Source organism: Gardnerella sp. C0026F2 (genome assembly GCF_056590715.1).
The window spans coordinates 23,708-47,044 of sequence record NZ_JBWPWR010000002.1 but is presented as its reverse complement, the minus strand read 5'-3'; the positions used below and the strand labels follow the sequence as shown (position 1 = coordinate 47,044).

Below are 23,337 nucleotides of genomic sequence, written 5' to 3'. Positions count from 1 at the left end.
TGTAATTAGTGTGTCGACGTGAGCATAATGATGCTTACAATAGATACGTGTTTAGTATTTTAGAGATGTTTTCAGTTGGGGTTGGTCCTAGTTCTTCACATACAGTAGGTCCTATGCGAGCTGCGTGTTCGTTTGTTTCATCGCTTAAAAAAAGTGGTAGTCTTGCAAACGTTGCGCATGTAAGTGTGACTCTTTACGGATCGTTGTCTTTAACAGGTCTTGGTCATGGTACTGATCGCGCTTGTGTTGCAGGTCTTGAAGGAAATCTTCCAGATAATGTAGACACTGATCATATGCTTACTATTCGTCAGGAATGCAAAAAAACTGGCACTTTAACGCTTGCAGGTGAACATACTATTGCTTTTGATTACGATAAGGACGTAATTTTTGAAAAATGGATGCGAATGGTTGTTCATCCTAATGGAATGCGTTTTGTTGCAACTGATTCTGACGGAAATAAAATCGATGAGCAAGTTTGGTATTCAATTGGCGGCGGATTTATTCGTCAAGGGTGTGCAGATGATGCAATGGTTGGCTTGCATGAGCGTGTTACTGAGCAAGATGAAAATAATGCTAGTAAGAATGGTGTAAGCGAGAATAATAGCGAAAGTAATAACGGAAGTAATAACGGAAGTAATAACGGAAGTAATAACGGAAGTAATAACGGAAGTAATAACGGAAGTAATAACGGAAATAGTAGCGATAATGCTGCAAGCTCTTCAAATCAAACAAAAGATTCCACTGTGCCTTATCCTTTTACTTCATGCGACGAGCTTATAAATATTTGCCGAGAAAAGCATATGTCAATAAGCGATGTTGTGTGGAAAAACGAGCTTGCATTGCATGAAGGAAATGCCGACTACGTGCGCAACTATTTGCTGCATGTTTGGAAAGTTATGAGTAAATGTGTAGAAAACGGATGCAACTCGAAGCAGCCGATTTTGCCAGGAGGTCTTGATGTGCCTCGTAGAGCTCCTCACATGTATGAGCGCTTAGCTGCAAATTCAGACATGCTTCGCAACAATCGTCGTCGTTCGGATGCTGCTTTGGAAAGTTCAGATTCTGCATGGGTTAATCTTTTTGCGCTCGCTGTTAGCGAAGAAAATGCTGGTGGTGGGCGTATTGTTACTGCTCCAACGAATGGTTCTGCAGGAATTATTCCTGCAGTATTGCAGTATTATTGGCGATTTGTTGATTCTGCTAATGAAGATGGAGTTGTGCGATTCTTGCTTGCTGCAGGTGCTGTTGGTTACTTATTTAAGCGAAATGCTTCAATTTCTGGAGCTGAAGTTGGTTGCCAAGGAGAAGTTGGTTCTGCTTGCTCGATGGCTGCTGCAGGATTGTGCGAAGTGTTGGGAGGAACCCCGGAACAGGTTGAAAATGCTGCAGAAATCGGTATAGAACACCATTTGGGATTAACTTGCGATCCTGTAGGTGGTTTGGTACAAATTCCTTGTATTGAGCGCAATGCTATGGCTGCAAATACTGCAATTAATGCCGTTCGAATGGCAATGCTTGGAGATGGCTCGCACATGGTAAGCCTTGACAAAGCGATTAAGACTATGAAAGAAACTGGTCATGACATGATGTCTAAATATCGCGAAACCTCAAAAGGCGGGCTAGCTGTAAACGTTGTTGAGTGCTAATTTGCTAATATTTTGCATTAATTCGCTGATGTTTTGAGATTAATTTTTGCTAAGTTATACACAATATGTATATTCCATGTACATACGTAACGTTTCAGTGCTAATCTAGGACAGGTTAATCTAAGAAGTGTTAGTCTAAACTGCATTTATTCGAATGTGCATTTACTTAAATGTACTATTTCAAATGCGCTGCTTTAGTAATGCAGGATGGTTAAAAGCTGTCTGTGTAGATGTTATACTGTTCAGATTATACTGTTTGGAGTTTGTAAAGGAGGAAATATGGCACAAGATATGCCAGAAGTGATTGCAGAATTTGGCACTACGCCAACGGTGACGTTCCCTGAATCTGAGCCGCCAGCAGGTCTTAAAGTTGTTGAATTAGTTGAAGGTAATGGTCCTGTAGTTCGTGCCGGTGATACTGTAACTGTGAATTATCATGGTGTGGTTTGGGGTAGTGAAAAGCCATTTGATTCAAGCTTTGCTCGTCATACTCCAGCTAGTTTTGGTATTGGTGTCGGTCAAGTGATTCAGGGCTGGGATCGCACTGTTCCAGGTCATAATGTTGGGTCTCGTTTGTTGATTTCTATTCCTCCAGAGTATGGTTATGGCTCTCGTGGCATACCTCAAGCCGGTATTGGCGGCGGAGACACTTTGGTATTTGTTGTTGATATCATTTCAACTCGTTGATATAAGAGCGTGAATTTTATTTGCGCGCGAATAGTTTTTATTTTTAGAGATTGTTGGATAAGGAGGTAGCAATGGCTGAAGAAAAAACTATTTTACTTACGCAGGAAGCGTATGACAAACTAAAAGAAGAGTTAGCGCATCGTGAAGGTGAGTATCGAGAAGAAATCACTGAGCGTATTGCTGCAGCTCGTGCTGAAGGCGATTTGTCTGAAAATGGTGGTTATCAGGCTGCTCGCGAGGAGCAAGGAAAGAATGAAGGTCGTATTAATGAGCTTATTGTAAAGCTTCGTAATGCGAAGATTCTTGAAGCTCCGAAGGATGGCACTGTTGGCAATGGTTCTTTGGTTACTCTTGAGCTTGCAGGTCGAGAAATGACTTATGTTCTTGGTTCTCGCGATATTGCTGTAGCTACAGATTATGACGTTATTAGCCCGGAATCTCCAATTGGAGCAGCTATTATGGGTGCTCATGCTGGTGATACTGTTAGCTATGCGGCTCCAAATGGACGTGAAATTTCAGTGACAATTAAGGATTCACATCCACTTGCGTAAGTTGCGTAAGTTGTGTAACTTGCGAAGTTGCGTAAGTTACATGATTTTCATAATCTGCATAAGTTGATTTTATAAATATTATTCTCCCCACTTAGTCCATATTTTGAAATAAGTGGGGAGAATATTTTTTGAGGGGTTGGTGGATAAGTTTTATATTTTTCGCAAAACTGTAACAACTTTTCCCATAATAGTTGCGTGTGATCCGTCAATAGGAGAGTAAGCCGGATTATGTGGAATAAGCCATACGTGACCGTGGTCATTTCTGAAAGTTTTAACAGTCGCTTCGTTATCTAGCAGTGCTGCAACAATATCTCCATTTACAGCCTCATGCTGCTCTCTAACTACTACATAATCGCCATCGCAAATAGCGGCGTCAATCATCGAATCGCCGTGTACTTCAAGCATAAAAAGATTTCCTGTACCTGTAAGACGTTCTGGCAATCGCATTACATCTTCAATATGCTGTTCTGCTGTTATTGGAGCTCCTGCTGCGATTCTTCCCACTAGAGGAACATCTCTAGAATTTATAACAGAATCAGATTCATATGCGCTAATGTTGGCAACTCTTGAAGAATCTTCATTAATTTTGTTATTTGAATTGTTTTTAACAATTGAATTATCAAGAATTTCAATAGCGCGACCTTTATTTGCATTAATTCGCAAAATCCCTTTATCTTCAAGTGTTCGCAATTGATGTTTCACAGAAGATGGGCTTCTAAGTCCAACTGCTTCTCCGATTTCGCGGAAAGAAGGAGGGAATCCATGAATTTTTATATTGTTTTGGATGGCATTGATAATATTGCGTTGGCGGTCAGTAAGTGACATTGCGTTAATATCGCTAGCATTAATGCCGTTGTTATCGTTATTTGTGCCATCGTTATTCATGATGCTCCTTTCGCTTTTACTATTTTAACGCACTTTCTTAAAAAAATCAAACATCTGTTCGACACGCCGTTGCAACTATCGAACAAATGTGTCATTATTAATACACCTGTTCGATAGAACAAATGTTCAGTCGATTAAGGAAGGAGAAAGGACAGTTATGAGTACGTCATTAATTAGAAGTGGCAGGGAAGTTAGAGTAGGTATGCAAGAAAATACTTATTTGATTCGTAAACGCTGCGTTTCTAATAAGCATGCGCGCAAAACTAGAGTTTTTCGTGTAGCTGTACTTTTGATGACAGCAATAACATTCTGTACATTGTTTATGCCAAAGACTGCTGTTTCTGCGATACCTGAAAGAGTTGTTACATATACAGTTCGTCCTGGAGATACGTTATGGAATTATGCTGCTACTATTACTCCTAAAAACGGTGATATATCAGATAATGTAGAGCGTTTAATGGCTTTAAATCATCTTTCTTCTGAAGATTTGGTAATCGGACAGTCTATTAATGTTCCATTAAATGATGCTCAATAGTTGATTGAGTACAAATAGTATGAAAATGGGGGAAATATGAGAAGGGAAAATATTACTATATTTGAAATTGAAACTGATGAGATAAGTTTTATTGAAAATGATGATGTAATATTCAGTGTGTTTTATGGAGTATTTCGGATTATGGACAATAAAATCGTATAATATTCGGAAATATTTGAATAAAGTGAATAATATTATGTAGTTTTTCGCTATTTTTTAGTATGCTGAATATATGCATTGTCCTTTTTGTAAAAATTCTGATACGAAAGTTATAGATACTCGTATCAGTGAAGATGGTTACTCTATTCGCCGTAGACGTGAATGCCAAGTTTGTGGTAATCGATTTACTACGGTGGAAACAACTCAGTTGCTTGTAATGAAGCGTTCAGGCTCTATTGAACCTTTTGATCGAGCAAAAGTTGTTGCCGGTGTTAGCAAAGCATGTCAAGGACGTCCTATTAATGCTGAAGCGTTAAAGACAATTGGTATGCGAGTAGAAGCTGATTTGCGAGCACGAGGTTTAGCGCAAGTTACATCTGAAGAAGTTGGCAAAGCTATTCTTAAGCCATTGCGTGAATTAGATGAAGTTGCATATCTTCGTTTTGCAAGTGTGTACCAAAACTTCACAGGTCTTGAAGATTTTGAACATGCCATTGAAGATTTAAAGCGCAGTAAAACAGAAGGATAATAATTTTATCGATTGTTGTTGCAGAATATCTATTTCCTGCGCTTTTGCATTATTTTGAGTTCTATTTCTCAAAATTTGCGTCATCTTTAGTGCGTATTATATGCAATTTTTGAGTTGGTCTAGTCATTGCAACATATAGATTGGCTGCAGCAGCTAGTCTAGATGCTGCTTCCTGCTCAATTTGAGAAGGTTGCAACACTATGACAGCGTCATATTCAAGACCTTTTACTTCCTCAGCTGTGCAAACGCTGCATTGGCAATCATCGGCATTTTGTTTGTTTAACTGATTCCATAATTTTTCAGGTAATGCATGTTCTAATGCTTGGTTTACAACCTTTTTAGCATGGCTAACCATGCTGTTAGGAGTAATGATTGCAATACGACCACTACCATCATCAGAGACAAATTTTTCGAATAGTTTTGTGCAAGATTCTGCAAGTGTAGTATCGAGTTCATTTTGTGATTCAACCGTTTGTGATACAAGTGAATCAGGTACTGAGCGAACTGCATGAACAGTAGAAATGTATAATCCTGAATCTGTTGCAACCTTGCTTGCTGCTTCAGAAACTTCACTAGGATTTCGATAATTAATTGTTAACTCGTAAAGATCCCAATTTGGTTCTCCAAATAGAGAATTCATATTCTTCTGCCATCTGTGAGTTCCTCCGAGCGCAGAAGTCTGTGCAACATCGCCAACAATAGTAAAGGAGCGTGAAGGACAACGACGAATAAGCATTCTCCAATCCATTGCTGTGAGCTCTTGAGCTTCATCGACAACTACGTGACCATATGTCCACTCGCGGTCAGAAGCTGCTTTACGGGCAAGCATTCCTGCATCGTCGCCTTGCAGATTATCAAGAAGCATATCGGCGGTTACTATGCCATTTCCAATACCAGCTTGTGCTAGAGTGTCAGCTGCAAATTGCTGTTCTTCAAGTTTTTTTGCCTGTGCTGCAGATCTTTGAGCCTCAAGTTTTGGATCAGGACCAAGCAATTCCATAGCTTCATCAAGTAATGGAATATCGGAACGAGTAAGCGGGCTGCCTTTTGGTCTAGTAAGTGAGTTGATATCTTCGTTGCTTAACCAAGGTGCGTATGTGCGTAATTTGTCAGGTTTAGCAAAAAGTTGGTCAATAAGCCATTCTCCAGTCATAGGTAGCCATGCAAGATTTAAAGTAATGCGCAGTTTATCGTCAAGGCGAAGTTGAGAAGTTATATCGTTTAATTCAGCTTGATCTGGAACATAATCAAGTTTTTCCAAATAACGATTTTTCAATATGCTGAGCACGGTTTTTATAAAAGTATTTCGCGCTTGGTTGTGAGGCTGGTGAGTTCGTTGAGCATCTGATTGAGCTATCTCAATATCTTCTTTTAGAAGAGGAATACTAAATCCTCCAACATGAATTGTTGGAAGATTTTTAGGAACGCGAATACGAGCGGCAATTGCATTCGCAATAACTGTTCGCATACGATACATTCCCTTTAATTTTGCTGCGTATGGAGAATCTTCAGCTGTAGCACAAATTCCAGGAATTAAGTCGGAAATAGTTCTACTTACTACACCTGTTTCACCAAGAGAAGGGAGTACTTGATCAATATAACGCAAGAATGCCGAACTTGGACCAACAATAAGAACTCCTGAACGCTCAAGTTTGCGCCTGTGAGTGTACAACAAATAGGCTGCTCTGTGCAAAGCAACAGCTGTTTTTCCTGTGCCAGGACCTCCCTGTACAACAATAGTGTGATCAAGAGGAGCGCGAATAATTCGATCTTGTTCTGCTTGAATAGTGGCAACAATATCAGTCATTTTGCCGGTTCTGCGAGAACCTAAAGATGCGAGCAGTGCTCCTTCGCCAGTAAGAGTACCTTGTTGTGAAGCTTTTCCTATTTCATCAGAATGTATGTCAAGTACTTCATCTTCAACACCAATAACGTCTCTGAAACGGAGTGTAATATGACGACGCATAACAATATCGCCATGATGCGAAGGGGTTGCCTCATAAAAAGGTCGTGCAGCTTCAGCGCGCCAATCTGTAAGAATAGGATCATGGTTTTCGCTAAGCAAGCCAATGCGACCAATGTATCGCCTAATGCCTTCTGTGTTATCAAGCCTTCCAAAAACAAGACGATCCTCAACAGCTCGTAACTGTGTAAGACGATCTTCGTACATGGTTGCGAATGAGTCGCGCTCTGTGCGCTGTGTTGGTGAACCGTGAGAACCTGACGCACGCACAGCGTCTAAGCGTGCGCGAATAGTATTACGCAAATCGTCTAGACGGCTATAAGCTCGGTCAACAGCTTGTTGTTCTTCGCCAAGTTGTGAGGAATAGGTAGACATACGCATCCATTCTTCGTAAAATACCGCAACCAATTGTGCCAAAAATTAGGCATTTAAGTATATCTCGACGCTTATACACCAAAATTGTATTTCTATGTTGATCTAACGAATATTATTTGCGAGGATCTCCGAACCATGCAGAGTAAATCAATGAAAAATTGCGATTTCCATATGCTGAGCACGAATTTCCTTCGCCGTATCCAGCTTTTAACGATTCTATATTTGGCTGATAAGGAGTATAGATATAAAGCAATGCAGTAGCCTTATTTTCGATATAAACATTGCTAGATCCGCATGATTTATTTGGCGAATATTGAATTGTGTTAATCGTGTTAGGGTGGTAGTTATATTGATCGTTATGAAGAAGATAATATCTATATCTTCTTGCTGAACCAATTACTTGTTTAAAGAATCCTGCAAAACGTGGGTTGCAATGAGAATCATCTGGACAATCTAATCCCATAGCTGATTTGTATTGGAAATCGCTAGGATCAGTGTCTGTTACAAGATGTTGTTCTTTTTGCAGCATTGTAAGTAATACTCGTTGACTGATATGACATGCTTTTGCTGATTTGTATATTATGTCTGCAGAAGATTCTTTACTTACACCTTGATACCTTGAACATAGTGAATCGGCAGGAATAGTGTGAGTATTAAAATACGCATTTTTTAAGCAATTTTTACCAGTGCATTTTGCTCCTTTTTTGCGTATAAAATTGCGTACTTCATCTTTACTCATTGCGTTATCGTCAAAAAATTGAGAATCAGAAATAATATTGCCTGGATTAAAATCAAAGCGTGACACAAGTTGTTCTTGTTTGTTGCGAAGATCAGAAACAGTCTGTTCCCAACGTATCCACTGAACAACAGGAATGATAATAGCAATGCCTATGACAGCAATAATAATGTTTCGTAAAATTTTATTGGAGTAAAACTTATGCTTTAAAGAACTGTTGTTTTTATTGTGATGATCGCCACTATTATGTTCACTATTTAGGTTGACATGAATAGAATCATGTTTCTTTCTTCTCTGCACCATGTTTCCTCCTACTTAGCTTGTTACATTATAAGTGATATGCGAATCATTTTATTATTATGATTATTTTTTAAAATTGTTCCTAACTTTTATTGTTGATTGTAACTATCAAACTGTAGAATTATCCGATTGAGTAGCTACGCGCGAAGAATTTGTTGTGATTAACTTAGATTGTTATGGCAGATTGATTTATTTGCAGTAGTTTTCTGTATAAATGTTGGAATTATTAGGCTGTGGCAGGGGAGTAAGACGGTGATGATTGGGACTAAACGAATTGATTGTTCTTCTGTGGATCCTTATGATGACCCAGAAATGCGAGATAAGGTTGCTGTTCGTGCGTTAATACTACTGCTTATTACATTTGTTATTAGCACGTTGTGCTTGCAAGGTTTCAATCTTGTTTATAAACAAGTTGGTATAGATGTGAAAGCTGTTGATCAAGCGCCTCTTATAACAGGTTTACCTGGAATTATTTTAGGAATTGTATGCTTTATTTACGGTTCTTTAGGTGACTTTGTGTCATTAAAAAAGCTAGTAACTATTGGATTAACATCTTTGTTTATAGGCTCAGTTTTTGGATTTGTAGCTAATTCTTGTTTTGAGCCAAATTTGTGGACAGTTATTGCTGCCCGTATTATGCAAACAACTGGTGAACAAGTAGCAGGCTCATCATTCTTAGTAATTGCAACAAAATATTTGCGAAATGATTTGAAAGTTATCTTCTTTGGATTATTTACAGCATCATATCAGCTTTCTGCATGTATTGGAGTGTTTTCAGCAGGATTGTTAAGCTCTATTGCTTGGCAATATTTATTCTTAATTCCAGCATTAACTATTCTAATATTGCCGTCATTATTGCATTATTTGCCAACAAAAAATGGCAACGGTAAAAAAATTGATGTTGTTGGTTTTACAGTCTTTGGAGTTGCTGTTGCGTCTCTTACATTGTTCATTTCATACGGAAACTTGTTGATGCTTATTTCAGCAATTATATTGTTTATAATTTTTGGTATTTACATTAGTAAAGCTAAAGAGCCGTTTGTTACGCCAGCTTTCTTTAAAAATATTCGTTGGCTTTCTGGCATAATTTTGATGGGCATAATATACTTCACAAATTATTGCATAAGCCCACTGTTCAATAGAGTTGGAAAAACTTTATATAACATGACTACTTCACAAGTGGCTTCTTATTTAGTTTGGGCTTTTATTGTTGCTGCAATATTCGGTTCATGCTCAGGCTTAATAATTAGTCGTATAGGAAGGAAAACAAGTTTATTATTAGCAATATTGTTTATACTTTGTGGATGGATTGGTATTGCAGTATTAATAAATTCTGGGTTCTTGGCTATAGCTTTATGTGCATGCGTTTATTATGCAGGTTGTGGAATGGTGTATTCTCCACTTGCTTCAACAATTCTTTCGTCTCTTCCAGTTGAAGAATCTGGCAGAGGATGCGGAATGAATGATCTAGCTATTAGTGTTTCTGCGTCTGTTGGTGTAGTAATTTTTGACGGAATATTAGATAAAAACATGTTGAATGGAGATTCTATAACTGGTGCTTCTGGTATTTCGTCTGGATTTGCAAACATATCTCTTATGTGTGCTGCTGTTGCATTATTAGGAATTATCGTATTTACATTCAGAAACTTTATTACTAAAGAAAGCAATGCAATCGAAGTAGACGAAGATTAAGAACAAAACCAAAAGTTAATAGTAAAGGCAAAAAGCAAAACCAAAAGCAAAAGCAATAGAATTGTAATTGGCAATAGCTTAACAATGTTGCTCATAAAGTTTGCTTGCAACATTATGAGCAATATTGTTTACAATATTGCAAGCGCTAAGAAAAGTATATGCATATATGCGAAACAGCTTTTACTTTCCGTCAATTATCTTTCTCATGCGTTGTATGCTAATCGGATATGCAGTTCCCAATTCTTGCGCCCAAAGAGACACATAGAATTCTTCGCACATCCAACGTAATTTCTCAGCGATTATTTGCGACTCGTCATGAGCTGGTCCTGCTGGGATTTTTTGAGCGTCTTCTTGAGCTTTTACTACAAGTTTATGTGCTTCATCTGCCTGCCATGCCCACCGCACGTCGCGGTTTTTATCTGCTTTAGCTTTGGTAAGACGAATCACGTCTGCATGCAGGTAGCGTTCAATACGAGGTAGAGAATCGGATGGAGTTTTGGCAATAAACCCTTCGTATACAAGACTTGCAGTGTGTTCGCGTATTGATTGCAACACTGAAAGCAAAGGCAAATCAGCCTTGCCGGAAACAGCTTTACTAACTTCTGCATCACGCTTCAATATTGCGATTACATCGTGCGTTATATCGTATACTGTGTCCTCGTATATTTCAGATACGTTTGCAACAGTTTCGCGTAATAAATTGTCGTCAGTAATATTATCCGTGTTCGCAATTAGTCGTTTTATTGCAGCCATTTGCAAGTCTTCTGCTAAAGCGTTAGAAGTTGAATAAGGTGCAGCTGCGAGCATTAAAGCTTCAGAACCAAGCCATCGAGAAGTAATACGCTTATTGTCTAAATGCAGCATATTCAATGCGCTTTGCCAAACCATTTGTGCGCGTGAAAGGTTTGTGGCACCAGATTTGTGTAATAAATCTGCTCGTTCAATTACATGACCAGCTTGTGCTGCTTTATTTGCTTTGATATTTACAACTTCTCTTGCAGATTCTTGTGCTTCTTTTGCAAAACGCTGTTGCAATGCAATTAATGATTTGTCGGTTCCAAGAATAGTAGGTTTTACGCGATTAGAGTATTTGTTACGACCTGCAGGTTTATTGCGACTTTCGTTAGTTTTTCTCTCTTCAACACTAAACGTCATGCGCAAGTATGGCGAAAGTCTGCTTATTTGCTCGTCGTCGAAAACTTCAGGATGTATTTGCGCGCCAACTACACAAATTGCAGCTTTAGTGAAAACTTCTCTAAAATCTTGCCATTCGCTTTTTATATTGCTTTCCGCTTCTTCAACACCAGGAAGCTCGTCGTAATGTTCGTCAATCCAAGCGCGAATTTTTTGAGCAGTGTCAGGAGCTGGAACAAACTGTACTCGTAGAGCTTTAGGCAAAGATTTAATCATGCCAATAATAAGCTCATCAAGCAAACCTGGAACATTCCAAGTAAATTCTTCAGGAGTTAAACGCGAAAGTATGTAAAGCGGCACATGCACAGTTACGCCGTCCAAAGGATTAGCCGGATCATACACATAACTTAAGCGCAACCTTATAATTTGACCGTCTGTACCAACTGTATTCCAATGGTCAGGATAATCAGCTAAATCAGTGCTTTGTGTAGTTTGTAAACGTTCAACTTCATCGGGATTAAAGTCTAACTTGTGTGGATCTTCTTCGCGGTTATCTTTCCACCATTTTGCAAGAGCTGCAATAGTAGTTGCTTCTTGAGGAATGCGAGTGTCATAAAAAGTAAATAAATCTTCGTCATTTACAGTTTCGCTTATTTGACGAGTGCGATTTGCTTGATTATCTGCATCTTCAAGCACATTGTGATTATTTAAAATAAACTCATCGTGTGCAAAACGTTGTTGCACGTCTGCTTCAACTAAGCCTTGACGAATCATAATCATTCGAGCTTCGTAAGGATTAACTCTAGACCATTGAACCGTGCGATCTTGAACAATAGGCAATCCGTATAGTAATACTTTAGATTTTGCTACAGCAGCACCTTTAGAAGCGCTCCAATGAGCGTCAGAATACGTGATTCTAGTAAGATTTTTAGCAAGAGGCTCAGCCCAAGCAGGATCGATTTGCGCGCAATATCTTGCCCAAAGTCTAGAAGTTTCAACTAATTGCGTACACATAACCCATGAAGGAGTTGTTTTAGAAACAGCTGAAGCTGGGAATATTGCGAATCTTCCTCCGCGTGCGCCTTGATAGTCATTTTTAGCCATTTTTTGAGCGCGTTTCATAGCGCGAATTTTTGCTAATCCGTGCAAATTAGCAAAATCTGAAGCTTTCGGTTCACGCACTACTTGCATTCCCAACATAGAAAGCAAGCCTGCAAGCATCGATGAGTGTATGCCTTGCGAATCCCAAGAACAGCACAAGCTGTGAGCAGCCTGCTGATTATTAGGAAGTTGACGAATTTCCAAAGATACTCTTTTAGATGGAATAGGCTCGCCAACTTTATAATGTAATTCTTTACACAAGTCTTGAAGTTGATTAACTAAATCTTTCCACTGTTTTAAACGCAAAAAGTGGAAGAATTCCGCTTTGCAAAGTTTACGAAGAGCATTATTGCTCATATTCCCGTCTGCTTGGAAAATATAATCCCAAATATTTAAAGCAGTTAAGAAATCGCTTGTTTCATCAGCATAACGATTATGAAGTCTATCTGCTTCTTCACGCTGCTCTTCAGGGCGCTCGCGAGGATCTTGCAAACTCAAAAACGCAACAATTACCAGCACAGCAGCAAGAGTATTCGGAGTGGTTTTACGAGCTGCTTGAACAATCATGCGTCCTAAACGAATGTCAATAGGCAATTTAGAAAGCTCGCGTCCAATATGAGTTAAAGTAATGAAACCTGATTTTCTGCTTATTGCTCCAAGCTCGTTAAGCTCATTAAAACCGTCGCTTACTGCTTTCATATCAGGAGGGTCAATAAAACCGAAATTCGTAATATCTTCGCCAGTTTTAGCAACGCCTACTGAAAGCATGTGCAACACAACTGCTCCAAGCGAAGTGCGAAGAATCTCGGGATCGGTAAAACGAGGGCGAGTTTCGTAATCTTCTCGCGAGTAAAGTCTAATGGCAATTCCGTCCGCGATTCGTCCGCATCGTCCAGAACGCTGATCTGCGCTCGCTTGAGAAATCGGCTCTATAGGAAGCCTTTGCACTTTTGCAGACTTAGAATATCTGCTAATTCTCGCAAAGCCAGGATCGACAACGTATCGAATCCCAGGAACAGTGAGCGAAGTTTCAGCAACGTTTGTAGCAATAACAATGCGTTGATGAGAGTGATGTTCAAATACGCGATGCTGATCTTTTGCAGAAAGACGCGCAAAAAGCGGCACTATCTCAATAGCATCCGTTCGCTTCATATCACTTGCTCGATTGCCAAAATATGAGCGTAATCCTGCTTCAAACTCTCGAATATCGCGCTCGCCGGAAGCGAAAACCATAATGTCTCGCGCTCCTTGCTCGTGGCTTGAATGAATCACTAATTGAGCACATGCGCGAGTTACTGCAGATGTCATATCTTCATCTGTAATATCGTCTCGATTACTTTCGTTAGATTGGCTTTCTGCAACAGTTTCCTCATCCATTGTTATGTCTGCAAAGCCTGGGACGTGTCGCATAAGTGAAGGTGCGGAGCCAAGAGGCTCATAAAGCACTCGAACAGGGTACGTGCGTCCAGAAACTTCAATAACAGGAACTTTTATGTGTAAAGCTTGTTCGAAATGTTCACGGAATTTTGCAGAATCTATTGTTGCCGAAGTAATAATCAGCTTCAAATCGCGTCTTTGCGGAAGTAAAGTTGTTAAATACCCTAGCAAAAAGTCAATGTTAAGACTGCGTTCGTGAGCTTCGTCAATAATAATCGTGTCGTATTTAGTAAGTAGAGGATCTCGCTGAATTTGCGCAAGTAAAATACCGTCAGTAACAATTCGAAGCTTCGTTTTAGGTGAACTTTCGTCGGTAAATCGCACTTGGTAGCCGATTTCTTCACCCAGTTTTACTTCCATTTCGCTTGCGATTCGCTCAGCAACAGTGCGCGCAGCTAAACGGCGAGGCTGAGTGTGTACGATTTGCTTACCTCTTCCGCCTCTTCCAAGCTCAAGCGCCATTTTTGGGATTTGCGTAGTTTTACCGGAGCCGGTTTGTCCGGAAACAATCACGACTTGTGAAGACTTAATTGCTTCTATTATTTCGTCGTGTGCTGCGCAAATAGGAAGCTCAACAGGGTAGTCGAATTTCATAGTGTATTTATTTCTTTTCGTAGATTTTCGCTTTTAGTACTTACTTACTTTTTATTACTTCTATAATTCGGTATCCTTTAGAGCTTGCATATTTTTCAACGTTGTAGTTTTCGCCAAGATTTTCAGCAAGCCAAGGAATAAGTGAGTCTGAGCCAAGATTTTTTTGCACAACTAAGTAAGCTGCTCCTCCTACTTTTAAACGCGGAATCCAAGTCATCAAAATGTCGTGCAGCATTTCTTTTCCAACGCGAATTGGGGGATTGGACCATATGAGATCAAAATTATTAAATTCCAAAGTATTATTTTCTTTTAAAGCGTCATCTACTAAAGAAGTGCGAATATGCTTTAAGCCAGCGTTTTTTGCGTTTAGTTCAGTAAGCTCTAGTGCTCGCTCATTTACATCTACAGCTACAATCTCAGCTTCTGGAGATTCTAAGCCCATTCCAATGCTTATAGGACCCCATCCGCATCCAATATCAAGGAATTTGCCATTTTCCGGTGGTTTTGGAGCATGTTTTAACAAAACAGACGTGCCTAGATCAAGCTTAGAAGCGCTAAATACTCCGTTTGAGACTTGTATAACAGTTTCATGATTTCTCAAAGTTACATGTAATGTTCTTCGCTCATCGCAAGATGATGGTGTTGCAGAAAAGTATTGTTCGCCACTGATTTTTTGCGTTTTTTCTGATTTTGGTGATTTGGTTTTATCGTATTGTTTAAATTGTTTATGACTTTCCATGATCTCGCTCAAAAATACCGTATTTAGCCTATAAATTTAAATTTATTAATATACTTTTACTATTGTATCTTTATTTACATATCATACATACATATTGTGTTCATATATTGTCGTCTCAAGTCACCATAATAAGACAAACGTTGTAAAACGCTATTTACAATGAAATAGAGGAGGGACAGTTGGTGGATAGTAATGTGACATCCGGGCGAGATGATGTGCTTAATTCAAACGATTTTTCCTCCTTCGAAAATGATTCTACTAATATGAATGAGCATAATCTCACCAATAATGCAGTGCTTTATGCTCATTCGGATGTGCTTCTAGACACTACTTCTGACAGTGAAAAGCATGATGAAGCTTGGCAGGAGCGTGAATCTCGTAATGCTTTAAAGCGTGTAGCTGGTCTTGGCGAATTACAAGATGTTACCGAGGTTGAGTATAGAAAGCTTCGTCTTGAGCGCGTTGTGCTAGTAGGAGTGTGGTCTAGCGCAAAAGGAACTCTTGCTCAAGCTGAAGAATCGTTGCGTGAGCTTGCAGCGTTGGCACAGACTGCTGGTGCTGTTGTTTGTGATGGCATGTTGCAACAAAGATATAGGCCAGATGCTGCAACTTATGTTGGTTCAGGTAAAGCGCGTGAGCTTGCAGCAGTAGTTGCTCAACATGATGCAGATACGATTATTGTTGACGATGATTTACCTCCTAGCCAGCGTAGAGCTTTAGAAGATGCAACCAAAGTTAAGGTTGTCGATCGCACTGCTGTTATTTTGGATATTTTTGCTCAGCACGCTACAAGCCGTGAAGGTAAAGCTCAAGTTGAGCTTGCTCAATTGCAATATATGTTACCTAGATTAAGAGGCTGGGGTGCTGCTCTTTCTAGGCAGGCTGGTGGTAGAGCTGCAGGAGATGCTGGTATTGGTTCTAGAGGTCCTGGCGAAACTAAAATCGAAATGGATCGTCGAGCTATTCGAAATCGTATTTCTAAACTTCGCCACGATATTGCAAATATGGCACCTGCGCGCGATGTAAAACGCGGTTCTCGTAGACGACAAGATATTCCAACTGTAGCTGTTGTTGGATATACAAATGCTGGCAAGTCGTCTATTATCAATCGTCTTACTGGTTCACAAGAATTAGTAGAAAATGCACTGTTTGCAACTCTTGATACTGCAGTACGTCGTTCTCAAACTCAAGATGGTAGAAGCTATACTTTGGTAGATACTGTTGGTTTTGTTCGCAGACTTCCAACTCAATTAGTTGAAGCATTTAAATCCACTTTGGAAGAAGTTGGACAAGCAGACGTTATTTTGCACGTAGTCGACGGTTCGCATCCAGATCCTATTTCGCAAATTAATGCAGTAAACGAAGTTCTCGCTAATATTTCTGGTGTAGAAGATATACCTCAAATTATGGCATTGAATAAATCAGACATGATGAGTGATGCTGCGCGAGAACGTTTTTCTTCTCTTTATCCTGATGCTGTTATTGTTTCTGCATTTAGTGGCGAAAATTTACAAATATTGCGAAATCGTTTAGAAGAATTGTTACCGTCTCCTCGTGTTCGTGTAGATGTAACTTTGCCGTACGAGTTTGGTGGATTATTATCAAAAGTTCGTGAAAATGGTGTAGTTGAAAAAGCAGAATATGTAGATTCTGGGGTTGAACTTATTGCTTGGGTTGGACCATCGTTAGCTGCAAAACTTATGAAAGTAGCATTGTAATAATAAATTCCGGTGGTGCGATTAGAGTAAAGGTGTTCATACCAAAAGCTCTTAATGTGAGAGCAGCCCTTAGTAATGCATAAATCGTGTTATTTTGTGTGCTTATAAGGGTGTGATAGGTTGTTGAAAAGAGGTTTTTGCTCATGGTGAGTTCGCAGGTTAAGCCAACTAAGCTTGCAATTATTGGTGCCGGCGCAGTCGGATCTACTCTCGCTTTCGCTGCTGCTCAGCGTGGTGTTGCGCGTGAGATTGTGCTTGAAGATATTGCTAAGGAACGTGTTGAAGCTGAAGTTTTGGATATGCAGCATGGTTCTAGCTTCTATCCTGCAGTTTCTATTGCCGGTTCTGACGATGTGGAAATTTGCCGTGACGCTGACATGGTTGTGATTACTGCTGGCGCTCGCCAGAAGCCAGGTCAGACTCGTTTGGAGCTTGCAGGAGCCACTATCAACATCATGAAGTCAATCATTCCAAACGTTGTGAAGGTTGCTCCTAACGCAATTTACATGTTGATTACTAATCCTGTTGATGTTGTTACGCACGTTTCTATGAAGCTTTCTGGTCTTCCAGCAAACCAAATGTTTGGTTCTGGTACCAACCTTGATTCCGCTCGTCTTCGTTTCTTGATCGCTCAGCACACTGGCGTTAATGTTAAGAACGTTCACGCATACATTGCTGGCGAACACGGTGACTCTGAAGTTCCTCTGTGGGCTTCTGCAACCATTGGTGGTGTCCCAATGTGCGATTGGAACGCTCTTCCAGGTCATGAGCCACTTGATGCTGCTAAGCGCGAAGAAATCCATCAGGAAGTTGTTAACGCTGCTTACAAGATTATCAACGGTAAGGGTGCAACAAACTACGCTATTGCTATGTCTGGTGTAGATATTGTTGAGGCTGTTCTTCGCGACACTAACCGCATTCTTCCAGTGTCTTCTTTGCTCGATGACTTCCACGGCATTTCTGATGTGTGCATGTCTGTGCCAACATTGTTGAACCGCAATGGTGTCAACTCTCGTCTGAACACTCCAGTTTCTGATCGTGAGTTGGCTGCTTTGAAGCGTTCTGCTGAAACTTTGCGCGAAACTGCTGCTAAGTTTGGCTTCTAGTTTTAAAGAGTAATTTATAAATTATTAAACCGCTTCTTCTCTTAATTGAGGAGGAGCGGTTTTCTTGTCCAAAACAACAACATGCATCGCAGAATTTTCTGTGAGTTCGATATATTATTACATTATGGCTGATTTTTCTAACATTCTTGCTACTCGTCCTGATTTTAATGACAGTGATCGTGAGTGGCTTCACCATTTGGTGGCAGATTGGCAGGTTATTGCAGATTTGAGTTTCGCAGATTTGCTGCTGATTATTCAAAATGGTGACGGTGATTATGTTGTTGCTGAACAATGTCGTCCTTCAACAGCTATTACTTTGCGTACTGATGATTTGTTAGGTAAAAAATTAGATGATTCTTTAGTGCCTGAGCTTAATGAGGCAATGAAATCTGAGACAAGTTTCCACTCTTCAACTTTACGTTCTATTGGTAGAGCTACTGTATGCTACGTTTACGCTCCAGTTCGTCATAGGGGTAAAACCATCGGATTGGTTATGCGCGAAACTAATTTGGCAACGCGTGAATCTAACGGTCGTTATGAAACCGAAAGTATCAATGCTGGTAAAACTTTATTTGACATGATTCCTCGTGAACAATTCCCATATCGTGAATCTGTGTTAAATCAGCGACATAATGCTCGAGTGTCCGATGGTTTTATTGTGCTAGAAGACGATGGAATAGTTCGTTATGCTTCACCTAATGCCATTAGTTGTTTCCGCAGACTCGGTGGATTAAATACTATGCAAGGTGAATATTTAAGCGAATTTGGCACTAGGTTGTTGCATACAAACGACAATGTTCCTGAGAGTTTACCTCTTGTATTAACTGGAAAAGCTGATGTGGATTGCGAACTTGAAGCGAACCATTCTATAGTTTCCATGCGCTCCTTACCTCTGTGGGGGCCAAATAATCGTGTTGGAGCTGTAGTGTTATGCCGTGATGTTACTGAAGTTTTGCGACGCGAGCAAGAATTGCGCACTAAGAATGCCACTATTTCTGAAATACATCATCGCGTAAAAAACAATTTACAGGCTGTTTCTGCTCTTTTGCGTTTGCAAGCTCGTAAAACAAAATCTATTGAAGTTAGAAAAGAACTTGAAGAAGCTCAACGTCGTGTGCAAACTATAGCACTAGTTCATGAAGGCTTGAGTCAAACTGCTGACGAAATTGTTGATTTTGACAAAGTTATTTCGAGTTTGTTGAAGATGTCAATTGAGTTGGCATCTCAAAATCAAAATATTGATATTGATTTTGTTGGAAAATTTGGCAGATTAGCAGCTCAGGATGCTACACCATTATCTCTTGTTTTAACTGAGCTAGTGACGAATGCAGTTGAACATGGTTTTGAAGGTCGTGAAAAAGGTCATATTCGTATTGCAGTTGGTAGAGGCGGAGACAATCTTAATATTGTTGTTGAAGATGATGGAGATGGCATAGATAGCGAGTCTTCTCATGGAATGGCTAAACCATCTGGGTCTGGCCTTGGAACGCAAATCATAAACACATTTGTCACTAACGATTTTGGTGGCACAGTTCGTTGGTCTCCTCGAAGAGAGGGTGGAACTAGGGTAGTGTTAGACATTAAATTGCGCGTATCTGGTATTGAGTAGCTTTACGTAAAAAATTGTTTTTCCAGCATGCATTAAATGCTATACATTTAGTGTAAAAGTATAGGAAAAATTAAAATTACTAATAAAGATGCAAAATGCCTTGAAAAAACTTTCTTTTCATGATTTCCTTACATTCAGGGGAACTTCTAAAGCTCACCGTTGTAGGTAAGAAATGAGGATAATAATTCATGAACAACTCGTTTGATTGGCGCACAACAGCAGCATGTAGTGACAAAGATCCTGAACTGTTCTTTCCTCTTGGAAGTGCTGGTACAGCAGTTCAACAGCTTGAAGAAGCAAAAGCAGTATGTCGCTCATGTGATGTTGCAACAGAGTGCTTAAAATGCGCATTAGAAACTAACCAAGATTACGGTGTGTGGGGAGGATTAAGCGAGGATGAGCGTAGAACTCTAAAGCGTAGAGCAATGCGCGCACGTAAAAGTCAAGATGCGTCACTATGAATAAATTTTATTCTAGGTGCACTATTTGAGTTAAACTTGCTGATCCTGGAGTGATTAAAACACATCGTCCTGGAAGTTGATAGTCTTCAATATCAAAACTTTTAGATAAAGCAGAAGGTATTCCAAGCATTGTATCTGTGCCAATATCTCCTGTTGGAAATATTATCCTCACTGGCGCTTGCTCAGGTAAACGTAAGTAGCGAGAAGTGCTAGTGCTCATAATAACTGGGCATTGTTTACTATTTAATCTTTTTTGAAAAGCAATAGCATTTTGTCTCGTATTTAGCGGATCAAGCAATTCATCCGCATCGTCAATAATGATTGGCGTATTTTCGTTGTAAATGTTATTAATGTTTTGTTCGCATAGTAATTTTCCTGAATATATTGGCAGGTTTAAAGTTTTAGAAATTATTTTTAATATTGTTGTTTTGCCTTGTTTTCTACTCCCAATAACAGCTATATTCCCAAGGTGAATTGGTAATAGAGCAGGGTATAAGTGTATGGTATCGTCTTGCAAACCAATAATAATATTCTTAGTATTAAATTCTTGAGTACGTAAGCTTTGAGATGTTTTTTGCTCCGAATTTTTGTATTTGTAATTCTTTGAATACTCTGCAAGTTGTTTTGATGAAAGAATCGACGGCAATGGTTTGCTAAATAATTCTGGAGAATTATCATGATGGCAGAATCTACCAGCTAACTGTATTGCTCGTACTAAATGTGCAGGATTGCTGCTTTGAGCACATCGCAAAGATGCTACTCCTTCTCCAATATTGTAATATGCAGCTCCTGGCGTATTTGGGCTTATTCTAGCTGCATGCGCTGTTCCTAATAATTCTTGCGATTGCATTCCGTCTCTAACTCTCAAGCAAATATTAATAGAAATATTAGCTTTCATATCTGCGCTTACTTGCGCGAGTGGATTTTGAGTTCCAGCAATAATATGCATTCCCAAAGATCTGCCTACTGATGCAATTCGTATAAGACGAGGCATGTAGTCGGGGAGTTGATCTTTTAAAGCATGAAATTCGTCAATAACAATAAGCAATGAAGGCTCAGCTGGAGTTACTTGTGCAATATTATTACACCCATGATGAGCTACTAGTCTTTCTCGTCTATCTAGTTCTAGTTCGAGACCTTTTAGAGCGCGTATTGCGTGTTTAAGATTTAAATCTCCTACGTTTCCCATAGCATGTGGGAGTTTAGATAGTATGTCAAAAGTTGCTCCTCCTTTAAAATCCATAAAAACAAACCGTAGCTGCTGTGGGCCGTATTGAAAAGCCAAAGCTAAACACCAAGTCGTAAGAAGTACTGATTTACCAGAACCAGTTGTTCCAGCAACTAAAGCATGTGGTCCATTGTTAATTAAATCTAAATAGCAGTATCCATTATTGCTTATTCCAAGTGGAGCTATAAGGTGTTTAGTTTTTGAATTAGGCAAGTAGTTATAAATATTTGTATTTAGATTTTCCTTCATACTATTAGATTTGTTTTTTGTATCGTATGTTCCTGCATTTTTTAACCATATTTGCAATACTTCTTTCCAGTGATGTTGCGTATTAGAAATTGCATTTCTTCTCATAAGTAATGTTTCTAAACTTATTGGTGTGATAGCATCTGGCAAACTTTCTACAGTTTGTTGATTATAAGTTAAGTTATTTGACGATTGCGTAGTGTTTAATAATTGAATTTGCTGATCTTGTTGAACACTTTGAACAGAATTTTTCTCAGACATGTATTGAAAAATTTGTGGAATAAGACTTGCTATATACATCATAATGCTTGGAATAATCATGGTTAGCATCATCCAATTATTTTGCATCCATGCCATTATAGCCAATGCTATGTGAGCGAATATGGGAACTATACTCGCTGCCATCTGTACATGCATAAGTACTTTAGTTGTAGACATTCCTGTATTAGATTTGTTACTCATAAATGTATGAGACAATATTTTTGATTTTTGTGCAATACTTATGCAAGATTGTGGTTAAAAGATACGAGTTTAGTACTTTCTAAGTTATTGTATCTAATTGAAGTGTTGTTTATACAACAATACTTCGAAATTATTGTTGCTCCGCAAGAGTTCCAACTGATCCAGGTTTATGAGTGCCTGATGCAAGTTGGTTGAATAAATCTAAGTTTTTAGCATCATCGAGAAGCACGGATGAACCAACTCCTGGAACTTGATAATCAGGATTCGTCCAATATACTGTTCCAGATATTCCTGACGGCCCAGTTGCTTCTTTGAATGCTTGAGCCATTTCCCATAATGTTCCTGGATTGGTTTTCTCGTCAAAAATAACTGAAGCAAGTCCCGTTTCAGCTAGCTTTTTTACTTTTCCAAAATTCAATAATGTATTGTGGTCTAAAGCTTTTTTCATAATAGCTGCAATGACCATTCGTTGACGTGCAGCTCGTCCAAAATCAGATTCTGGATCTGCGTATCGCATTCGCGAAAATGCTAACGCTGTATTCCCATCAACGTGATGGCATCCAGAAGTCCAATTTAACCCGCTAAACTTATCGCTTACTGTACGGTTGTAGCATAAATCAATGCCGTCTATAGCATTAACAACATTAGTAAGACCGCCAAAACGTATTTCTGCAACATGGTCAATGCGATGACCTGTAATTTTTTCTATTGTTGCTGTTAATGCTTTATTTCCAGCTGCTTGCGCAACGCTATTAATTTTTACTTGTTCGCCATTTAAAGAAACAAGAGAATCTCGAGGAATAGAAATTAGAGAACTGTGACCATTGCTCGGCTTTGTCAATACAAGAATAGTATCTGTTCTAAATCCTGTTATCTCTTTAGCCTCTTCGCCTTCTCTTTGATCGGAGCCAAGAATAAGCCATGCTTTACCTTGAGTGCTAGGAGTATTAGTAAGCCAAGTAGTGCGGTTAATTCTTGAGTCAATCCAGTTCCATGAGTATACTCCAAAACCGGTTGCAGCTACTGCTAGAACAATAAAGATTGCAATAAATGCATGTAAAATTCTACGCGGTTTGTGTGGTAGTACTTTTGCTGCGCTCCCAACTACATTATTTATAGTTGTTGGAATACGCATTTGTGAAATAGAACTTGTGCGCGGTGTTTGTCTTTCTCGCAATTGCGATGCGTAAGAAACAGGTCTAGAAGAAAATTGTTCTGGACTTTTTAAGATTCTTGTTCTTCGAGATGTAGGTGCAAAAGATGGAGCTTGTGATGGAAGTTGATTAGGATTTGTTTTGTCTTTTTGCGCGCGTTTTGGAGTGAAACTAGGAGGCACGTTTGAGTTAGATGAATCGTTATTATGAGAAGGAGTGAAGATAGGTGGGTTTAGATTATCTTCAGAAGGGTCCTCATACAGTCGCGAATTCATGCATCCTCCAAAATA

General features: G+C 39.3%; 16 protein-coding genes and 1 pseudogene. 10 read left to right on the top strand and 7 right to left on the bottom strand.

Features of this window, described 5'->3' with window-relative positions; all coding sequences use genetic code 11:
- Window positions 1–65: 65 nt before the first annotated feature.
- The 3 genes from AC1EK3_RS02640 to AC1EK3_RS02630 all read left to right on the top strand — a co-directional run bounded on the left by AC1EK3_RS02640 (window position 66) and on the right by AC1EK3_RS02630 (window position 2,884).
- Window positions 66–1,646 carry an L-serine ammonia-lyase gene (locus tag AC1EK3_RS02640; protein ID WP_480033624.1) on the top strand — a complete coding sequence of 527 codons (1,581 nt, stop codon included), beginning with the start codon at window positions 66–68 and terminating at the stop codon, window positions 1,644–1,646.
- A gap of 279 nt (window positions 1,647–1,925) precedes the next feature.
- On the top strand, window positions 1,926–2,333 hold the full coding sequence (locus AC1EK3_RS02635; protein ID WP_116971448.1) for an FKBP-type peptidyl-prolyl cis-trans isomerase: 408 nt from the start codon (window positions 1,926–1,928) through the stop codon (window positions 2,331–2,333).
- A gap of 71 nt (window positions 2,334–2,404) precedes the next feature.
- A complete protein-coding gene (locus AC1EK3_RS02630; protein ID WP_004110818.1) occupies window positions 2,405–2,884 on the top strand; it encodes a GreA/GreB family elongation factor in 480 nt (159 codons plus the stop codon).
- A 150-nt stretch (window positions 2,885–3,034) separates the two neighbouring features.
- On the opposite strand, the gene lexA is transcribed toward AC1EK3_RS02630, so the two are convergent.
- Window positions 3,035–3,709 (bottom strand): transcriptional repressor LexA, encoded by a 675-nt coding sequence (gene lexA / locus AC1EK3_RS02625; RefSeq protein ID WP_415683582.1) that lies wholly within the window; start codon window positions 3,707–3,709, stop codon window positions 3,035–3,037.
- A 217-nt stretch (window positions 3,710–3,926) separates the two neighbouring features.
- Here lexA and AC1EK3_RS02620 point away from each other — a divergent pair, with 217 nt between their 5' ends.
- Window positions 3,927–4,304, top strand: a complete 378-nt coding sequence (locus AC1EK3_RS02620; protein WP_415686942.1) for a LysM peptidoglycan-binding domain-containing protein — start codon at window positions 3,927–3,929, stop codon at window positions 4,302–4,304.
- A gap of 232 nt (window positions 4,305–4,536) precedes the next feature.
- Window positions 4,537–4,992: a transcriptional regulator NrdR gene (gene nrdR / locus AC1EK3_RS02615; RefSeq protein WP_419399037.1), complete on the top strand. Its 456-nt coding sequence runs from the start codon at window positions 4,537–4,539 to the stop codon at window positions 4,990–4,992.
- A gap of 61 nt (window positions 4,993–5,053) precedes the next feature.
- Here nrdR and AC1EK3_RS02610 read toward each other — a convergent pair whose 3' ends face one another.
- The gene (locus AC1EK3_RS02610; RefSeq protein ID WP_480033625.1) at window positions 5,054–7,330 is read right to left on the bottom strand and encodes a HelD family protein; all 2,277 of its coding nucleotides are present in this window, start codon (window positions 7,328–7,330) and stop codon (window positions 5,054–5,056) included.
- A gap of 112 nt (window positions 7,331–7,442) precedes the next feature.
- On the bottom strand, window positions 7,443–8,369 hold the full coding sequence (locus tag AC1EK3_RS02605) for a hemagglutinin (protein WP_480033626.1): 927 nt from the start codon (window positions 8,367–8,369) through the stop codon (window positions 7,443–7,445).
- Between the two features lie 252 nt (window positions 8,370–8,621).
- On the opposite strand from AC1EK3_RS02605, the gene AC1EK3_RS02600 reads away from it, so the two are divergent.
- Entirely contained in the window at window positions 8,622–10,058 is a 1,437-nt protein-coding gene (locus AC1EK3_RS02600; protein ID WP_415683490.1) for an MFS transporter, read from the top strand.
- Window positions 10,059–10,238: 180 nt separating this feature from the next.
- Here the strand turns inward: AC1EK3_RS02600 and hrpA are convergent.
- Window positions 10,239–14,339 (bottom strand): annotated as a pseudogene (gene hrpA / locus AC1EK3_RS02595) (ATP-dependent RNA helicase HrpA); the annotation flags it as partial.
- 25 nt (window positions 14,340–14,364) lie between these two features.
- Window positions 14,365–15,063 (bottom strand): class I SAM-dependent methyltransferase, encoded by a 699-nt coding sequence (locus AC1EK3_RS02590; protein WP_480033627.1) that lies wholly within the window; start codon window positions 15,061–15,063, stop codon window positions 14,365–14,367.
- A 263-nt stretch (window positions 15,064–15,326) separates the two neighbouring features.
- Between AC1EK3_RS02590 and hflX the strand changes: the two genes are divergently transcribed.
- From hflX to AC1EK3_RS02570, 4 genes are all read left to right on the top strand, one after another.
- Window positions 15,327–16,781: a GTPase HflX gene (gene hflX, locus AC1EK3_RS02585; protein WP_050543387.1), complete on the top strand. Its 1,455-nt coding sequence runs from the start codon at window positions 15,327–15,329 to the stop codon at window positions 16,779–16,781.
- Window positions 16,782–16,924: 143 nt separating this feature from the next.
- Complete coding sequence (locus AC1EK3_RS02580) at window positions 16,925–17,887, top strand: L-lactate dehydrogenase (protein ID WP_004107125.1); 963 nt, start codon at window positions 16,925–16,927, stop codon at window positions 17,885–17,887.
- 124 nt (window positions 17,888–18,011) lie between these two features.
- Window positions 18,012–19,496: a sensor histidine kinase gene (locus AC1EK3_RS02575; protein ID WP_119527504.1), complete on the top strand. Its 1,485-nt coding sequence runs from the start codon at window positions 18,012–18,014 to the stop codon at window positions 19,494–19,496.
- A 188-nt stretch (window positions 19,497–19,684) separates the two neighbouring features.
- The gene (locus AC1EK3_RS02570) at window positions 19,685–19,957 is read left to right on the top strand and encodes a WhiB family transcriptional regulator (RefSeq protein ID WP_415683494.1); all 273 of its coding nucleotides are present in this window, start codon (window positions 19,685–19,687) and stop codon (window positions 19,955–19,957) included.
- A 7-nt stretch (window positions 19,958–19,964) separates the two neighbouring features.
- Here the strand turns inward: AC1EK3_RS02570 and AC1EK3_RS02565 are convergent, their stop codons facing one another.
- Both AC1EK3_RS02565 and AC1EK3_RS02560 read right to left on the bottom strand, forming a co-directional pair.
- Window positions 19,965–21,788: an FtsK/SpoIIIE domain-containing protein gene (locus tag AC1EK3_RS02565; RefSeq protein ID WP_480033628.1), complete on the bottom strand. Its 1,824-nt coding sequence runs from the start codon at window positions 21,786–21,788 to the stop codon at window positions 19,965–19,967.
- Between the two features lie 235 nt (window positions 21,789–22,023).
- Window positions 22,024–23,322, bottom strand: coding sequence for an LCP family protein (locus AC1EK3_RS02560; RefSeq protein ID WP_480033629.1), 1,299 nt, complete (start codon window positions 23,320–23,322; stop codon window positions 22,024–22,026).
- Window positions 23,323–23,337: the final 15 nt, after the last annotated feature.